Origin of the sequence: Bradyrhizobium sp. BR 10261, assembly GCF_019455395.1 — a bacterium.
Taxonomy (GTDB): Bacteria; Pseudomonadota; Alphaproteobacteria; order Rhizobiales; family Xanthobacteraceae; genus Bradyrhizobium; species Bradyrhizobium manausense.
Window position 1 is genome coordinate 26,683 of sequence record NZ_JACOFQ010000020.1, and the last position, 17,558, is coordinate 44,240.

The 17,558-nt window shown below is 64.1% G+C and carries 16 protein-coding genes; 15 read left to right on the forward strand and 1 reads right to left on the reverse strand.

From position 1 onward, the window contains the following. Positions 1 to 247 precede the first annotated feature (247 nt). The 5 genes from HYH07_RS22650 (at position 248) to HYH07_RS22670 (ending at position 6,188) form a co-directional block, all read left to right on the forward strand. Positions 248 to 1,450: a pyridoxal phosphate-dependent aminotransferase gene (locus HYH07_RS22650; RefSeq protein ID WP_220004579.1), complete on the forward strand. Its 1,203-nt coding sequence runs from the start codon at positions 248 to 250 to the stop codon at positions 1,448 to 1,450. 169 nt (positions 1,451 to 1,619) lie between these two features. Further along, a complete protein-coding gene (locus HYH07_RS22655; protein ID WP_220004580.1) occupies positions 1,620 to 2,102 on the forward strand; it encodes a DUF992 domain-containing protein in 483 nt (160 codons plus the stop codon). 191 nt (positions 2,103 to 2,293) lie between these two features. After that, positions 2,294 to 4,342 carry an elongation factor G gene (locus tag HYH07_RS22660; protein WP_220004581.1) on the forward strand — a complete coding sequence of 683 codons (2,049 nt, stop codon included), beginning with the start codon at positions 2,294 to 2,296 and terminating at the stop codon, positions 4,340 to 4,342. 324 nt (positions 4,343 to 4,666) lie between these two features. Next, positions 4,667 to 5,506 carry a shikimate dehydrogenase gene (locus HYH07_RS22665; RefSeq protein WP_220004582.1) on the forward strand — a complete coding sequence of 280 codons (840 nt, stop codon included), beginning with the start codon at positions 4,667 to 4,669 and terminating at the stop codon, positions 5,504 to 5,506. 55 nt (positions 5,507 to 5,561) lie between these two features. Next, complete coding sequence (locus tag HYH07_RS22670; protein ID WP_220004583.1) at positions 5,562 to 6,188, forward strand: hypothetical protein; 627 nt, start codon at positions 5,562 to 5,564, stop codon at positions 6,186 to 6,188. A gap of 130 nt (positions 6,189 to 6,318) precedes the next feature. On the opposite strand, the gene HYH07_RS22675 is transcribed toward HYH07_RS22670, so the two are convergent. Next, positions 6,319 to 7,455: an alpha-hydroxy acid oxidase gene (locus HYH07_RS22675; protein ID WP_220004584.1), complete on the reverse strand. Its 1,137-nt coding sequence runs from the start codon at positions 7,453 to 7,455 to the stop codon at positions 6,319 to 6,321. A 101-nt stretch (positions 7,456 to 7,556) separates the two neighbouring features. On the opposite strand from HYH07_RS22675, the gene HYH07_RS22680 reads away from it, so the two are divergent. The 10 genes from HYH07_RS22680 (at position 7,557) to serA (ending at position 17,422) form a co-directional block, all read left to right on the forward strand. After that, positions 7,557 to 7,724 carry a hypothetical protein gene (locus HYH07_RS22680; RefSeq protein WP_220004585.1) on the forward strand — a complete coding sequence of 56 codons (168 nt, stop codon included), beginning with the start codon at positions 7,557 to 7,559 and terminating at the stop codon, positions 7,722 to 7,724. A 220-nt stretch (positions 7,725 to 7,944) separates the two neighbouring features. Further along, entirely contained in the window at positions 7,945 to 9,288 is a 1,344-nt protein-coding gene (glmM, locus tag HYH07_RS22685) for a phosphoglucosamine mutase (RefSeq protein WP_220004586.1), read from the forward strand. A 279-nt stretch (positions 9,289 to 9,567) separates the two neighbouring features. Next, on the forward strand, positions 9,568 to 10,821 hold the full coding sequence (locus HYH07_RS22690) for an MFS transporter (RefSeq protein WP_220004587.1): 1,254 nt from the start codon (positions 9,568 to 9,570) through the stop codon (positions 10,819 to 10,821). Positions 10,822 to 11,039: 218 nt separating this feature from the next. Then, a complete protein-coding gene (locus HYH07_RS22695) occupies positions 11,040 to 11,870 on the forward strand; it encodes an outer membrane protein (protein WP_220004665.1) in 831 nt (276 codons plus the stop codon). A gap of 167 nt (positions 11,871 to 12,037) precedes the next feature. Then, a complete protein-coding gene (locus HYH07_RS22700) occupies positions 12,038 to 12,919 on the forward strand; it encodes an outer membrane protein (RefSeq protein WP_220004588.1) in 882 nt (293 codons plus the stop codon). 74 nt (positions 12,920 to 12,993) lie between these two features. Beyond that, the gene (locus HYH07_RS22705) at positions 12,994 to 13,584 is read left to right on the forward strand and encodes a glutathione S-transferase family protein (RefSeq protein WP_220004589.1); all 591 of its coding nucleotides are present in this window, start codon (positions 12,994 to 12,996) and stop codon (positions 13,582 to 13,584) included. 17 nt (positions 13,585 to 13,601) lie between these two features. After that, positions 13,602 to 14,066, forward strand: a complete 465-nt coding sequence (locus HYH07_RS22710) for a GNAT family N-acetyltransferase (RefSeq protein ID WP_220004590.1) — start codon at positions 13,602 to 13,604, stop codon at positions 14,064 to 14,066. Positions 14,067 to 14,222: 156 nt separating this feature from the next. After that, on the forward strand, positions 14,223 to 14,429 hold the full coding sequence (locus tag HYH07_RS22715) for a hypothetical protein (protein WP_057741513.1): 207 nt from the start codon (positions 14,223 to 14,225) through the stop codon (positions 14,427 to 14,429). 79 nt (positions 14,430 to 14,508) lie between these two features. Continuing rightward, on the forward strand, positions 14,509 to 15,681 hold the full coding sequence (locus HYH07_RS22720) for a phosphoserine transaminase (protein ID WP_220004591.1): 1,173 nt from the start codon (positions 14,509 to 14,511) through the stop codon (positions 15,679 to 15,681). Positions 15,682 to 15,832: 151 nt separating this feature from the next. Next, positions 15,833 to 17,422 carry a phosphoglycerate dehydrogenase gene (serA, locus tag HYH07_RS22725; protein WP_220004592.1) on the forward strand — a complete coding sequence of 530 codons (1,590 nt, stop codon included), beginning with the start codon at positions 15,833 to 15,835 and terminating at the stop codon, positions 17,420 to 17,422. The last annotated feature ends 136 nt before the right edge of the window (positions 17,423 to 17,558 follow it).

Consider the following 17,558-nt stretch of genomic DNA (forward strand, 5'->3'; position numbering starts at 1 on the left):
TGGTTTCGCAGCTACGTGCAACACGCAAGATTGCTCCGAGGACAAGCCTTGTCGGATATGAGGGTTTTGCCCGGCAAAGTTGCGGAAAATTGCGAAAATCGAGACTTCGGCCGCGTGAAACCCGTAAACTTTCTGAAGATCGGGCCGAAGTTTCTTGCGGTGCAGCGGCACACGTTTTAGGGTGGCTCCATTCCCACAATCAGAGTCGTGCGACCCATGGGTTCACGACGCTTGTCAGGAGATGACGATGTCCTTCCTTGCCGCTGCGCTCGACCGTGTGAAGCCGTCCGCGACCATCGCGGTCACGGATAAAGCACGCGCGCTGAAAGCGGCGGGCCGCAACGTCATCGGCCTTGGCGCCGGCGAGCCCGACTTCGACACGCCCGCCAACATCAAGCTCGCGGCGATCCGCGCCATCGAGGCCGGCAAGACCAAGTACACCGCGGTCGACGGCATCCCCGAGCTGAAGGACGCGATCATCGCGAAGTTTCAGCGCGAGAACGGCGTCGCCTACAAGCCGAACCAGATCATCGTCGGCACCGGCGGCAAGCAGGTGCTGTACAACGCGCTGATGGCGACCATCAATCCGGGCGACGAGGTGATCATCCCGGCTCCCTATTGGGTCAGCTATCCTGAAATGGTGGCGCTCGCCGGCGGTGAGCCGGTGTCGGTGGTCTGCACCGCGGCATCAGGTTTCAAGCTCGGAGCCGAGGCGCTCGAGCGCGCGATCACGCCGAAGACCAAATGGGTGATCCTGTGCTCGCCGTCGAACCCGACCGGCGCGGCCTATACGCGCGCCGAGCTCAAGGCGCTCACCGACGTGCTGGTCAAGCATCCGCATGTGTGGGTGATGACCGACGACATGTACGAGCATCTCGTCTATGACGACTTCCAGTTCACCACGGTCGCGCAGGTCGAGCCCAGCCTTTACGACCGCACGCTCACCGTGAACGGCGTCTCGAAAGCCTATTGCATGACCGGCTGGCGCATCGGTTACGCCGGCGGCCCGGCCCAGCTCATCAAGGCGATGTCGACCATCCAGTCGCAGTCGACCTCGAACCCGTGCTCGATCGCGCAATGGGCGTCGGTGGAAGCGCTGAACGGTCCGCAGGATTTCATTCCCGCCAACAACAAGGTGTTCAAGGAGCGCCGCGACCTCGTCGTCTCCATGCTGAACCAGGCCAATGGCATCGAGTGCCCGCGTCCCGAAGGCGCGTTCTACGTCTATCCCTCCTGTGCCGGCACGATCGGCAAGAAGGCGCCGTCGGGCAATGTGATCGGAAATGACGAGCAGTTCGTCACTGAGCTGCTGGAGACCGAGGGCGTTGCCGTCGTGCAGGGTTCGGCCTTCGGCCTCGGCCCGGCGTTCCGCATCTCCTACGCGACCAAGACCTCGGACCTCGAAGACGCCTGCAAGCGCATCCAGCGCTTCTGCGGCAATCTGCGCTAGGCCCGTTGCGACCGACTTCAGGAAGGGCCCGCCTCTGGCGGGCCTTTTTTGTTCGCACGCCTATCATCGTGTGCGATCTGGCGCCATCGCGGCTGTTGTGGCATAGACCATCGCGCAACACGGGTGGGGTGCTCTCTCTGCTCGCATCACACATAGCCGGAGATATTTCATGCGCCGTTCGTTCATCTTCGCCGGGCTCGCTGCCGCCAGCCTCGTTGCCTCCGTCACAAGCAGCGACGCTCAGCAGCAGAGGATGGTGCAGGTCGGCGTGCTCGAATGTCGTGGCGGCGCCAGTGTTGGCTTCATCGTGGGATCGGTGACCAATCTCGGCTGCGTGCTGCGCGCCGAGGGCCTGCCCGAAGACCGCTATGTCGCGACGATCCGCAAAGTCGGCCTCGACCTCGGCATCACCCAGGAGACCGGGCTTGCCTGGGGCGTGTTCGCACCGGTGAACCGGCTCGGTCCCGGCGATCTCGCCGGCAATTACGCCGGCGCGCAGGGCAGCGCCTCGGTGGGCGTTGGCCTCGGCGGCAATGTGCTGGTCGGCGGCTCCAACAATTCGATCGCGCTTCAGCCGCTCAGCGTGCAGGGCCAGGTCGGCCTCAACGTCGCCGCCGGACTGGAAAGCCTGGAACTTCGCCCGGGTCGCTAACGCCGCCTCGACGGCGATGTCGCGTTCGCCTCTCCCCGTCGGGAGAGGTGGAACATCAGGCGACAGCGGTACCAACGAACTGACGACGCACCGCAGCGACGTTTGACGCTTGCCAAATCTCGGGGACGGGCAGAGCATCTGCGTTTGCCGACCCAATCAAGGGCCGAGCTCCACACCAAGGAGGCGGCGAAATGGGACAAGACGTCAGAAGTCCCCGAGGTCCACGGTGCATTGCGCTGGTGGGCCCTTTCCAATCAGGTAAAACCACACTTCTCGAAGCGATCCTGGCGCGGACGGGCGCAATCCCGCGCGCCGGCAGCGTCGACGCCGGTACGTCGGTCGGCGACGCCACGCCTGAGGCCCGTCATCACAAGATGAGCGTCGGGCTCACTGCTGCCACCACGAGTTTCATGGGCGACAGCTATACCTTCCTGGACTGTCCCGGTTCCGTCGAGTTCGCCCACGACATGCGCGCCGCGCTGCCCGCGGTCGACGCCGCCGTCGTGGTGTGCGAGGCCGACGAGAAGAAGCTGCCGCAGCTTCAGATCATCCTGCGCGAGCTGGAGGAGCTGAAGATCCCGCGTTTTCTGTTCCTCAACAAGATCGACCGCGCCAACAAGCGCATCCGCGAGACGCTCGCGATGCTGCAGCCCGCCTCGCGCGTGCCGCTGGTGCTGCGCCAGATCCCGATCTGGAAGGGCGAGCTGATCGAGGGCTTTGTCGATCTCGCGCTGGAGCGCGCGTTCATCTATCGCGAGCACAAGGCCTCCGAAGTGATTGCGCTCGACGGCGGCGATCTCGATCGCGAGAAGGAGGCCCGCTTCTCGATGCTGGAAAAGCTCGCCGATCACGACGACGCGCTGATGGAGCAATTGCTCGAGGACATTCAGCCGCCGCGCGATGCGGTGTTCGACGACCTCGCCCGCGAATTGCGCGAAGGGCTGATCTGCCCGGTTCTACTTGGCGCGGCTTCGCGCGAAAACGGCGTGCTGCGTCTGATGAAGGCGTTGCGCCACGAGGCGCCTGGCATTGCCGAGACCGCAAAACGTCTCGGCGCCCCGGAAAGCAAGGATGCGCTCGGCTTCGTCTTCAAGACGCTGCATTCGCAGCACGGCGGCAAACTGTCGCTGACGCGGCTGCTCTCCGGCCATCTCGACGACGGCGCCACGCTGCAATCCTCCTCCGGGGGTGCCAGCCGCGTCTCCGGCATCCTCGCCGTCAGCGGCGCTTACGACAGCAAGCGCGCCTCGGCCGAAGCCGGCGACACGGTGGCGCTCGCCAAGCTCGATGCGGTCAAGACCGGCGACACCGTCTCGAGCGGCAAGACCGCGCCGGCTGCGCTCAAGGCCTCGGAGCCGACGCCGCCTGTGCTCGCCATGTCGGTTGCGGCCACCGACCGCAAGGACGACGTCAAGCTCGGCCAGGCCTTGATGCGGCTGCACGAGGAGGATCCGTCCCTCGTCATCGTGCAGAATGCCCAGACTCATGACACCGTGCTGTGGGGGCAGGGCGAGATGCACCTGCGTGTCGCCAGCGAGCGGCTCAGCGACCGCTTCGGCGTCAAGATCACCTCGCATCCGCCCGCGATCGGTTACCAGGAGACCATCCGCAAGCCGATCGTCCAGCGCGGTCGCCACAAGAAGCAGTCCGGCGGTCACGGCCAGTTCGGCGATGTCGTGCTCGACATCAGGCCGCTGCCGCGCGGCGAAGGTTTCAGGTTCGCCGAGAAGGTCGTCGGCGGTGCGGTGCCGCGCAACTATATCGGCGCGGTGGAAGAAGGCGTCGTCGACGGGCTCGCCCGCGGCCCGCTCGGCTTCCCCGTCACCGACGTGGAGGTGACGCTGACGGACGGCTCCTATCACAGCGTCGATTCCTCCGACCTCGCCTTCCGCACGGCGGCGCGGATCGGGCTCAACGAAGGCCTGCCGCAATGCCAGTCGGTCTTGCTGGAGCCGATCCACATGGTCGAGATCGTCTGTCCGACCGATGCCACCGCCAAGATCAACGCGATCCTGTCGGCGCGGCGCGGCCAGATCCTCGGCTTCGACACCCGCGAGGGCTGGAGCGGCTGGGACTGCGTTCGCGCCATGATGCCGGAAGCCGAGATCGGCGAGTTGATCGTCGAGCTGCGTTCGGCCACCGCCGGTGCCGGCAGCTTCACGCGTCAGTTCGACCACATGGCCGAAGTCACCGGCCGCGCCGCCGACCAGATCATCGCCGCGCATCAGCACGCGGCGTGATCGGTTAGGGACGCGCCGTTCTCTCACTCCCTCTCCCCCCGTTCTCAGGGGCAGAGGGAGGCGTGAGGGACTGTCTCTGCGAGGGCGGCACTTTATGTGAGCCACGCCCTCTCCACGTCATTGCGAGTTTAGAAGCAATCCAAAGTCTTTCTCGGGAGACGACCGCGCGTGCGGTTGCCGATATCAGGGGCGCGCGAGATGCAGCTGCCCCCGTCGCGGACGAAACCGTGAGCTGGCGGCCTGATCGGCACTGTGGCGCCGGCGCGCTTGACAGGACCGGCCGGACGCGAAATGGATCGCCCTCGAACACGACCCGGGGGAAGGATGACCACGCCCAAACCGCCCGCAGCCTGCCTGATCGGATGGCCGGCCGCGCATTCGCGCTCGCCGCTGATCCATCATTACTGGCTGCGCACGCTCGGCATCGCAGGTGGCTATGTCATCGAGGCCGTTCCGCCGGATGATTTGCGCGATTTCGTGCTGCGGCTGTCGCTGCGCGGCTTTGTCGGGGCAAATGTCACCATTCCGCACAAGGTCGGCGTGCTAGCGCTATCGACCCCCGACGCGCGCGCCAGGGCCGTGGGCGCCGCCAACACGCTGTGGTTCGAAGATGGAGAGCTGCGCTCGACCAATACCGACGTCGAGGGCTTTCTCGGCAATCTCGACGCCAGCGCGCCCGGCTGGGGCAAGGCCGGCGAAGCGCTGGTGCTGGGGGCGGGCGGCGCCTCGCGCGCGGTGGTATTCGGCTTGCTCGACCGCGGCTTCACCAATGTCCATCTTGCCAACCGCACCCTGGCGAACGCCGAGGCACTTGCGGCGCAATTCGGGCCGAATGTGCATCCGCTGGCCTGGGACGGCATCAATGACGTGCTGCCGCGTGCAAAACTTCTCGTGAACACGACTTCGCTCGGCATGCATGGCCAGGGCGCGCTCGAGGTCGATGTGGCGCGTCTGCCGGAATCCGCCGTCGTCGCCGACCTCGTCTATGTTCCATTGGTGACGCCGCTGCTCGCGGCCGCCCGGGCCCGCGGGCTCCGGACCGCCGATGGGCTCGGCATGCTGCTGCACCAGGCGGTGCGCGGCTTCGAGCTGTGGTTCGGCCGGCGGCCTGAAGTGACCGCCGAGCTCCGTGCCTTGGTCGAGGCCGATCTCACAAAGACTTGAGAGAATAGTGCGCTGTCTCCGGCGTTCTACCCCGTGGGGACAATCGGAGACATCAATGACGATCCAACGTGACAGTTTCACGCGCCCGCTCATCGCTGCTGCGATGGTGGTTGCTTCCACCTTTGCCGCCGTCGCGCAAAAGGCGCCGGTGCCGACCCGCGTGCGCGGCACGATCGAGAACGCCGATGGTGACACGCTGCAGGTCAAGTCGCGCAGCGGCGAGGACGTCAAGCTGCATATCGCCCCCGACGCGCGCGTCGTCGGTGTCACCAGGATCTCGCTCGCCGACATCAAGGTCGGCTCCTTCGTCGGCGCCACCACCGTGCCGGGCCCCGATGGCGGCAACAATGCCGTCGAGGTGCATGTGTTTCCGGAGAGCATGCGCGGCACCGGCGAGGGCTCGCGGCCCTACGATCTGAAGCCCAATTCCAGCATGACCAACGCCACGGTGTCGGAGAGCGTGGTCGGCAATGACGGTCATACGCTGCTGGTGAAGTACAAGGACGGCGAGAAGAAAGTTTTCGTCTCCGATATGACGCCTGTGGTGACCTTCGTTCCCGCCGACAAATCGGAACTGAAGGCCGGCGCCCAGGTCATCGCCTTCATGAAGCAACGGCCCGATGGTTCGTTCGAGACCGACCGCGTCAGCGTCGGCCGAGACGGCCTGACCCCGCCGATGTGAAGTGAAGCAAGCTGCCGCCGATGTGAGGGCGCTAGCATCGTAGGTGGGTTAGGCGAAGCCGTAACCCACCATGCTTCCGCAAATGCCGACCGAAGTTGGTGGGTTACGCTCAACGGCACCGCCCTTGCGGCTATACCGCAATCACGTGATCGTCGATCTCGTCGATCCTGTTGACGCCGCACAGGCCCATCGTGGTCAGCAGCTCTTTCTGGATGATGTCGATCGCCTTGGCGACGCCGGCCTGGCCGCCGGCACCCAAGCCATAGGCATAGGCGCGGCCGATCATGCACGACTTGGCGCCGAGCGCGAGCGCGCGCATCACGTCCTGGCCGGAGCGGATGCCGCCATCGAACATGATCTCCATCTTGTCACCGATCGCGTCCGCAATCTCCGGCAGCACCTCGATCGAGGACGGCGCGCCGTCGAGCTGACGGCCGCCATGGTTCGACACCACCAGCGCCTGCGCCCCGGTCTTGGCCGCTTCCTCGGCGTCCTCGACGTCCAGAATGCCCTTGATGATGAGCTTGCCGGGCCAGATGCTCCGGATCCAATCGACGTCTTTCCAGTTCAAGGACGTGTCGAACTGCGAGGCCGTCCATTCGGCGAGGCGGTTGAGGTCCTCGGTGTTCTTCACGTGGCCTGCGATGTTGCCGAAGGTGCGACGCTTGCCCTGCAGCACGCCCGAGACCCAGGCCGGCTTGGTGGCGAAATCCAGGAATTTCGACAGCGTCCACTCCGGCGGGATCGTCATGCCGTTCTTGATGTCGGCATGGCGCTGGCCGATCACCTGCAGGTCGACCGTGAGCACCAGCGCACTGCACTTGGCGGCGATCGCGCGCTGGATCAGCTCCTTGATGAAGCCGCGGTCCTTCATCACGTAGAGCTGGAACCAGAACGGCTTGTCCACGGCGGCCGCGATGTCCTCGATCGAGCAGATCGACATGGTCGATTGCGTGAACGGGATGCCGGCGGCCTGCGCCGCGCGGCAGGCGTGGATCTCGCCGTCGCCATGCTGCATGCCGAGCAGCCCGACTGGCGCCAGGATCAGCGGCATGGTCGAGGGCTCGCCCAAAATCGTCGTCGAGGTGTCGCGCTTGGAGACGTCGACCAAGATACGTTGGCGGAACTTGATGGCTTGCATGTCCTCGCGATTGGCCCGCAGCGTTTCCTCGGCATAGGAGCCGCGGTCGCAATAGTCGAAGAATGCCTTCGGCACGCGGCGCTTATGCAGCGCGCGAAGATCGTCGATACAGGTGATGTGCTTCATGAACGTTCCCGGCCCATCTTGTCTTGAGAGTCTTGCATCGGAAGATTGAGGGGTCATCTAGCATGGTTGGATGCGCAGCCAAATCGTTTGCGAGAGGGACCATGACCAAGCCGCACACGGGGCCTTCGCCGGAAGAGATCAAGGAGAAGCAGGCCCTCGACGACGCGCTCGAAGAGGGCCTCGAGGAGACCTTCCCGGGCTCCGATCCCGTCAACGTCACCCAGCCGGCGCCGAGCCGCGAGGATGGTCACGTGAAGCGGAAGGGATGAGGCCGGTTCCGGCTCATTCCGGCGACAAAAGCGGAAATATAATGTTAACAGCCGGTTACCGGACAGCCCAGTTCCCGGTTCCGTAATGATTCATCATATTTTTTGAAGCCAATTTAGCCCTCCAGGCATTATAAGATCCCCAGCAAATCAGGGATGCGGGGCCCGTTCGGGCACCCGGAAGTTGTCGTGGGGATCCCTGGTTGTTGCTTGGGGGACGATGATGAGCCGCAAATATTTCGGGACTGACGGGATCCGGGGCCGCGCCAACGGACTGATCACGCCGGAGCTCGCGCTCAAGGTCGGCCAGGCCGCCGGCCTTGCGTTTCAGCGCGGTGACCACCGCCACCGGGTCGTGATCGGCAAGGACACGCGGCTATCAGGCTACATGATCGAATACGCCATGGTCGCGGGCTTCACCTCGGTCGGCATGGACGTGCTGCTGGTCGGCCCGATGCCGACGCCGGCGGTGGCGATGCTGACCAAGTCGATGCGCGCCGATCTCGGCGTCATGATCTCGGCCTCGCACAATCTGTTCGAGGACAACGGCATCAAGCTGTTCGGCCCGCAGGGTTTCAAGCTTTCCGACGACGTCGAGAAGCAGATCGAGCAGCTGCTCGACGAGCCGATCGAGAAGCGCCTGGCGCAGAGCGCGAGCCTCGGCCGTGCCCGCCGTATCGACGGCGTGCATGACCGCTACATCGAATTCGCCAAGCGCACGTTGCCGCGCGATCTCTCGCTCGACGGCCTGCGCGTCGTGGTCGATTGCGCCAACGGCGCCGCCTACAAGGTGGTGCCGGAAGCGCTGTGGGAATTGGGCGCCGACGTGGTGCCGATCGGCGTCGAGCCCGATGGTTTCAACATCAACAAGGATTGCGGCTCGACCTCGCCGGAGGCGCTGTCGAAGAAGGTGCGCGAGATGCGCGCCGACATCGGCATTGCGCTCGACGGCGACGCCGATCGCGTCATCCTGGTCGACGAGCGCGGCCATGTCGTCGACGGCGACCAGCTGCTGGCGGTGATCGCACAGAGCTGGAAGGAAGACGGTCGCCTGTCGCGTCCGGGCATCGTTGCCACCGTGATGTCCAATCTCGGCCTCGAGCGTTTCCTGAACGGGCAGGGGCTCGATCTGGTGCGCACGCCGGTCGGCGACCGCTACGTGCTCGAGCAGATGCTGAGCGGCGGCTACAATCTCGGCGGCGAGCAGTCCGGCCACATCATCCTGTCCGACTACGCCACCACCGGCGACGGCTTTGTCGCCGCGCTGCAGGTGCTGGCGGTGGTACAGAAGCTGCGCCGCCCGGTCTCCGAGGTCTGCCACCGCTTCGATCCGCTGCCGCAGATCCTCAAGAACGTCCGCCACAAGGGCGGCAAGCCGCTCGACGATTCCGACGTCAAGTCGGCGATCTCCGACGGCGAGAAGCGCCTCAACGGCCACGGCCGCCTCTTGATCCGCTCCTCCGGCACCGAGCCCGTGATCCGCGTCATGGGCGAGGGCGAGGACCGCATCCTGGTCGAGGACATCGTCGACACCATCGTCACCGCGCTGGGCCAGGCCGCGGCCTGAGCTCCAAGCGCACTGCCGTAGGGTAGGTTAGCTTGCGGTCGCGCGAAGCGCGATCAGCGAGCGTAACCCACCACTTCTGCCACCGTGGAAACAAAAGAGGTGGGTTACGCCGAGCGGTTTGCGCTTCGCGCAATCCGCAGGGCTAACCCACCCTACCGATTCCGGACTCGTGGAGGGGTCCCCAGCATCCCAGCCATTTGCGATTGGCGGTGGTTCGGCCGCCGCCATTATCGTACCTAGCAGATCGCGGCCATCCGCCGCGCCTGCCGGGATGCTCCAGTGAACAAGCCTGTCGTCGTCCATGCGGAAACGCCGACCGAGCCCGTCGTCGTCAGCGACGTGACCACCGCTCCTGCCAAGCCGAGCGCAGGGCCGGCCTATATCGTGCTCGCCGGCATCAGCTTCTCGCACTTCCTCAACGACACCATGCAATCGCTGATCGCCTCGGTGTATCCGATCCTGAAGGACACCTACGCGCTCGACTTCGCGCAGATCGGCATGATCACGCTGGCGTTCCAGTTCACCGCCTCGCTGCTGCAGCCGCTGGTCGGCCATTACACCGACAAGAAGGCGCAGCCCTATTCCCTGTCGATCGGCATGGCCTCGACCTTCTTCGGCCTCTTGCTGCTCAGCGTCGCACAGCAGTATCTCGTCATCCTCGGTGCCGCTGCGCTGGTCGGCCTCGGCTCGGCGGTGTTTCACCCGGAATCGGCGCGCATCGCGCGGCTCGCCTCGGGCGGACGCTACGGCTTTGCGCAATCGGTGTTTCAGCTCGGCGGCAGTTTCGGCACCTCGATGGGGCCGGTTCTGGCCGCGCTCATCGTCGTGCCGTTCGGGCAGGGCAGCATCGCCTGGTTCTCCTCGATCGCGTTCCTCGCGATTCTCATCCTGTGGCGCATCGGCCGCTGGTACGCGCCGCAGATCACCGCGAAGAAAGCCGCGCCCGCGCATGCGCAACCCGGCGGACCGAGCCGGCGCCGTGTCGCCGTCGCGCTTGCCGTGCTGGTGGCGCTGCTGTTCTCAAAGCAGCTCTACGTCTCGAGCCTGTCGAGCTATTACATCTTCTACCTGATCGACCGCTTTGGCGTGTCGACGCAGGCGGCGCAAATCTATCTCTTCGTCTTCCTCGCCGCGAACGCTGTCGGCGCGTTCTTCGGCGGTCCCTTGGGCGATCGCTTCGGCCGCAAGATCGTGATCTGGATCTCGATCCTGGGCGCGCTGCCGTTCACGCTGGCGCTGCCCCATGCCGGGCTTTACGCGAGCGCGGTGCTGTCGGTCATCATCGGCCTCATCATCTCCTCGACGACATCGTCGATCATCGTGTTCGCGCAGGAGCTGGTGCCGCATCGCTTCGGCATGATCTCCGGCGTGTTCTTCGGCGTTGCCTTCGGCATCGGCGGCCTGGGCGCCGCCGTGCTCGGCAAGCTCGCCGACCACACCTCCATCGCGTTCGTCTACCAGGTCTGCGCCTATCTGCCGGCGATCGGGCTGCTCGCGGTGTTCCTGCCCAGGCTGCCGCAGCACAGGCGTTAACAAACCTTCTTTCTCTGCGTTGCGGCTTCATACATCGTTAGCAATTGCTGCCGCATTTACGCATCGCTCGCACCGCATCCGCGCGGCCGCTCAGAAAAAATCAACCTTAAAAATTAGGGTTAAGTGGCGCTTAAGCATTTGCTGCCATCGTCCGTTCCGCGAGTTTCCAGAACGTGGGGCATCTGCATTTTGCCTCACCGGCCATAAGGACGAAGCCAATGCGTTGCGTTAAGTCTCTCCTTGCCGCGGGTGCGGCATCACTGATTTCTTCGATGGCTTTTGCCGCCGATATGCCGATTGCGGCTCCGCCCCCCATGTACGCGCCGCCCGCCCCGCCCGCCGATTTCGGCGGCTGGTATTTGCGTGGCGATATCGGCTTCAGCAATCAGCGTGTGAAGAAGCTCGACACCCCAGACTACCGCGCCCCCGGCATTTCTGCTGTGACCAACACCTCGCTGGGCTTCGATACCGCGGGCATCTTCGGCCTCGGCGTCGGTTACAAGTTCAACAATTGGTTCCGCGCCGATGTCACCGGTGAGTATCGCGGCCGCTCCAATTTCCATGGCCTGGATATCGTCTACGGCAACGGCGGCGTGGCTGCCTTCACTGACGAATATCATGGCAGCAAGTCGGAATGGCTGGCACTCGCTAACGCCTACGTCGATCTCGGAACATGGTGGTGTGTAACACCGTTCATAGGCGCCGGCGTCGGTGCATCGCGCAACACCATATCGAGTTTCTATGACATCAACACCGTCAGGGCCGGCATCTCGACTGCGCCGGATGCCTCGAAATGGAATTTCGCGTGGGCGCTGCATGCCGGTCTCGCCTACAAAGTCACGCCAAACATGACGCTCGAGCTGGCCTATCGCTATGTCGATATGGGCGATGGCGTCACGGGTAGCTTCACTGCTTACAACGGTTCCTCCACCAACAACCCGATCACGCTCAAGGATATCACCTCGCACGACCTGAAGCTCGGCGTGCGCTGGAATCTCGACAGCCCGCCGGCCTACGCGCCGCCGCCGCCGCTCGTCACCAAGGGCTGATCGCAAGCCTCATCGCTTAACGTCTCTTAACGGCGCGGGATCATCCCGCGCCGTTTTGCTTTGCATTTTTTCATGGCAAGCGGCGCCGAAAACCTCAGACGCAACCATTGATTAAGGTTAACGAGCCATGATCACGCTGAAGAGTTCGAGTCCGATGGAGCGTTGCAATGCGTAGGCTTTGGTTGGTGGCGGCGGTGTTCGGATCTGTGTCCGCCGCACACGCGGCCGACATGCCGGATCTGCCCGTCCTGCGCGGCGGCTTCACCGACGGTCTGTCCACGACGCACCACAATTGGGACGGCGCCTATTTCGGCGTCAATGGCGGCTACACGGCCGACGCCACCGATTTCAGCCAAAGCGTGGTCGGCCTGACCAACTTCATCTTCCGCAACAGCGTGCTGCAGCAGCCGACTGCAAGTTGGTCGCTCATGAACAAGACCAACACGCAAGGCACGAACTTTGGCGCCTTCGTCGGCCGCAATTGGCAATGGTACGACGCCGTTCTCGGCCTCGAGGGCACCTACAGCTACTTCAACAACCTCGCCACGTCGACGCGCGGCTCCAACTCGCTCATCATCGTCAACCCGCCCGGCGATAACCCGCCCACCGGCACGACCGACAATTATAACGTGACGTTGACCGGGACCGCCGCAGCGCAAGTCAAGGACATGATTTCGCTGCGCGGACGCGTGGGCTGGGACGGAGGCGACTTCATGCCTTACGCCTTCGCCGGCGCTGCGGTTGGCCGGATGGACGTCTCCCGCACGGTGACGAGCGACGTGACGCTGACCAAGATCGTGACCACGACGGGCGCCGGCGGCTCGTCGACCACGGCGACGACCTATGATGTCCCCGCGCAGTCGCAGACGCAGACCCAGCATAGAACCAACGCTTTCGCGGTGGGCTTTGTTGCCGGTCTCGGGGTCGAGTATTGCATCTGGGACGGCCTGTTCGCCCGCGTCGAATACGAATACGTGAAATTCTCGCCGGTCATGAACACCTCCGTGACGCTGAACAACGCGCGCGTCGGGCTCGGCTACAAGTTCTGACACGGCTTCGCTGCGTTGCGGTTGACAGCTTCGCCGTAGCCTGATGCTCTGTCGCCTCCGATGAGGCGGCGGCAATGCAGATTTACGGCGACAGCAATTCCGGCAATTGTCTGAAGGTGAAATGGGTGTGCGATCATCTCGCATTGCCCTATCGCTGGATCGAGATCGACACGCGCAAGGGCGAGACGCGCACGCCGCAATTTTTGGCGATGAACGGCGCCGGCCAGGTGCCGACCGTCGCCTTCGACGACGGCCGCACGCTGGCGCAGTCCAACGCCATCATCCGCTATCTCGCCCGCGACAGCGCACTCATTCCGCGCGACGCCTTTGCCGCTGCCAAGATGGACGAATGGCTGTTCTGGGAGCAGTACAGCCACGAGCCCTACATCGCGGTGTGCCGTTTCCAGATGGTCTATCTCGGCAAGTCAGCCTCCGAGCTCGACCCTGACAAGGTCAAGCGCGGCTATGCGGCGCTGGACCGCATGGAAGCGCATCTTGCCGCGAACCGCTTCTTCGCTGGCGATGCGGTCTCGCTCGCGGACGTCTCGCTGCTCGCCTATACGCGCGTTGCGCATGAAGGCGGCTTCGATCTCGGTCGCTATGCCGCCATTCGCCGCTGGCTGCGCGAGGTCGAGGCGTTTCTCGGCCTGCCGTCTGCGCGCTGAGCCTGGAGTGCTTTTCGATGAATGAAAGATCCGTTTCCATCCGCCCTGCGCGACGCGAGGACGTCGCGGCGATGATCGCGATGCTCGCCGATGACCAGCTCGGCCGCGCCCGCGAGCGGTTGGAGGACCCGCTGCCTGAGGTCTATTACGAAGCGTTCGAACGGGTCGAACGCAGTCCCAATCTTCTGCTCGTGGTCGCCGAGAGCGACGGCAGGGTGGTGGGCTGCCTGCAACTCGCACTTCTGCCCGGCATCAGCTCGCAAGGCGGCATCCGCGGGTTGCTCGAAGATGTTCGCGTTGCCTCTGATTGCCGCAGCCGCGGTATCGGCGAAAAGCTGGTGCAATGGGCTGTTACCGAAGCCAAGGCGCGCGGCTGCAATCTGGTCGAACTGCTCACGCATTCGAGCCGCGTCGATGCGCAGCGCTTCTACCAGCGGCTTGGATTTTCGGCGAGTCATGTCGGCATGACTGTGCGTTTTTGATGCAGCTCGCAATGGCCGTTGCGCCATCAGCGAAATCGGATCGCGCGTTCGTTCATCTTAACAGCTGATAAACTACCCCTTGGTCGTTCGCGTGGATCGAGGAACGAACGGTGCTAGGGAGCGTCAGTACCGGGCTCGGTCGGTTCGGGGATTTCAATGACAAGCTATTCCATGATCAAGGTTGGCAACGACTACGTTGTGCAGGCCAACGACAAGTGCATTCTGAAAGTCAGCAGCCGCCGCCGCGCCGCGCAATTGATTAGCGAGGCCACGGACTTGCTGAACGCGCTCGCCGCGGTCGAATCCCCCGATATCGCGCCGGAATTGCCTGCACTCCGCCGTGAGCCACCGGAAGTTTCTTGACTGATCTTCCTGTTTCCCGTATCAGCCGCGGCGGGACACCTCCCCCCAACGGGAGGCTTACTATCTGGAAGGGTAGATCATGACTGTAGCGAAGCCCGCTTCGCGGCCGACCGTGCCGCATTTCTCCTCCGGCCCCTGTGCCAAGCGCCCCGGCTGGAACGCCCAAAATCTCAAGGACGCAGCGCTCGGCCGGTCGCATCGTGCGAAGGTCGGCAAGACCAAGCTCAAGCTCGCGATCGATCTGACGCGCGAAGTGCTTGAAGTGCCGGCAGATTATCGCATCGGCATCGTGCCGGCGTCCGATACCGGCGCGGTCGAGATGGCGCTGTGGTCGCTGCTCGGGGCGCGGCCCGTCACCACGCTCGCGTGGGAATCCTTCGGCGAGGGCTGGGTCAGCGACATCGTCAAGGAATTGAAGCTCAAGGACGTCACCAAGCTCAACGCTGCTTATGGCGAGATTCCCGACCTCTCCAAGGTCGATCCCAAGAGCGATGTCGTTTTCACCTGGAACGGCACGACGTCTGGCGTGCGCGTGCCGAACGCCGACTGGATCAAGGCGGACCGTGAAGGTCTCACAATCTGCGACGCGACGTCTGCCGCCTTCGCGCAACCGCTGGATTTTGCAAAACTCGATGTCGTCACCTTCTCCTGGCAGAAGGCGCTCGGCGGCGAAGCCGCGCACGGCATGCTGATCCTCTCGCCCCGCGCGGTGGAGCGGCTCGAGACCTACAAGCCGGCCTGGCCGCTGCCGAAAATCTTCCGCATGACCAAGGGCGGCAAGCTCAACGAAGGCATCTTCGTCGGTGAAACCATCAACACGCCGTCGATGCTCTGCGTCGAGGATTATCTCGACGCGCTGAACTGGGCCAAGTCGATCGGCGGCCTCAAGGCGCTGATCGCGCGCGCCGACGCCAACACCAAGGTTCTGGCCGACTGGAAGGCGAAGACGCCGTGGATCGACTTCCTGGCCAAGGACGCTTCGATCCGCTCCAACACCTCGGTGTGCCTGAAGTTCACCGACCCTGCGATCACCTCGCTCTCGGACGACGCCCAGGCGGAGTTCTCCAAGAAGCTGGTCGCGCTGGTCGAGAAGGAAGGCGCCGGTTACGACTTCGCCTACTACCGCGATGCACCGGCCGGCCTGCGCATCTGGTGCGGCGCCACCGTCGAGGCCAGGGATGTCGAGCTGCTGACGCAGTGGATCGATTGGGCCTTTGCCGAGACCAAGGCTACGCTCGCCAAGGCGGCGTAAGCGAACCAAATCCTCGTCATGGCCGGGCTTGGCCCGGCCATCCATCCATCAAGAGAGATGGATCCGCGGGTCTCAAGCGCGAAGACGCGCTTTCCGCTTTTGCCCGCGGATGACGTTCCGTAACTGCAGCTCGCACCAACGGATCATTCCCATGACCAAGCCCAAAGTTCTCATTTCCGACGCGCTCTCGCCCGCTGCCGTGCAGATCTTCAAAGACCGCGGTGTCGAGGTCGACTTCCAGCCCAACCTCGGCAAGGACAAGGACAAGCTCGCCGAGATCATCGGCAATTACGACGGCCTCGCGATCCGCTCGGCGACCAAGGCGACCGCCAAGATCCTGGAGAAGGCGACCAACCTCAAGGTGATCGGCCGCGCCGGCATCGGCGTCGACAATGTCGAGATCCCGGCCGCCACGGCCAAGGGCATCATCGTGATGAATACGCCGTTCGGCAATTCGATCACGACCGCCGAGCATGCGATCACGCTCATGCTGGCGCTGGCCCGCGAGATCCCGCAGGCGGACGCCTCGACCCAGGCCGGCAAGTGGGAGAAGAACCGCTTCATGGGCGTCGAGATCACCGGCAAGGTGCTCGGCGTGGTCGGTTGCGGCAATATCGGCTCGATCGTTGCCGACCGCGCGCTCGGCCTGCGCATGAAGGTGATCGCGTTCGATCCGTTCCTGTCGCCGGAGCGCGCCAAGGATATCGGCGTCGAGAAGGTCGAGCTCGATGACCTGCTGAGGCGCGCCGACTTCATCACGCTGCACACGCCGCTGACCGAGAAGACCAAGAACATCATCGACGCATCAGCGATCGCCAAGATGAAGAAGGGCGTGCGCCTGATCAACTGCGCCCGCGGCGGCCTCGTCGACGAGCAGGCTGTGGTCGATGCGCTCAATGCCAAGCATATCGCCGGCGCCGCCTTCGACGTGTTCGTCGAGGAGCCCGCGACCTCGAACGTGCTGTTCGGCCATCCCAACGTGATCTGCACGCCGCATCTCGGCGCCTCCACCACGGAAGCCCAGGAGAACGTCGCGCTGCAGGTCGCCGAGCAGATGTCGGACTACCTCCTCACCGGTGCAATCTCGAACGCGGTGAACTTCCCGTCGATCACCGCGGAAGAGGCGCCGAAACTCAAGCCCTTCATCGCGCTGGCCGAGAAGCTCGGCTCGTTCGCCGGCCAGCTCACCGAATCAGGCATCCTCAAGGTCGAGATCACCTATGAAGGCCACGTCGCCGAGATGAAAATCAAGGCGATCACCTCGGCGGTGCTGTCGGGCCTGCTGCGCCCGATGCTGGGAGAGGTCAACGTGGTGTCCGCACCTGTCGTCGCCAAGGAGCGCGGCATGGTGGTCGACGAGATCGTCCGCGCTGCCCAGAGCGACTACGAGAGCCTGATCACCGTGACGGTCGCGACCGAGCGCCAGGAGCGTTCGGTCTCCGGCACGGTCTATCATGACGGCAAGCCGCGCCTTGTCGACGTCAAGGGCATCCGCGTCGACGCCGAGTTCGGCAAGTCGATGATCTACGTCACCAACGAAGACAAGCCGGGCTTCATCGGCAGCTTCGCGAGCCTTCTGGGTGACGCCAAGATCAACATCGCAACCTTCCATCTCGGCCGCGTCGCGCCGGGCTCCGATGCCATTGCGCTGATCGAGGTCGACGGCGCGGTGCCGGCCGACGTGCTCGCCAAGGTGCAGGTGCTGCCGCAGGTCAAGCAGGTCAAGGCGCTGAGGTTCTGATCACACTCCCTCCGTCGTCATGCCCGGCACAAGCCCGGGCATGACGAGTGGATAGAGCGGGGCGTGCGTCCTGCGGAATGACAATCATCATATATTCCGACCCGCGGAACAACGCCGCCCATCTCGTAAGGGGCGG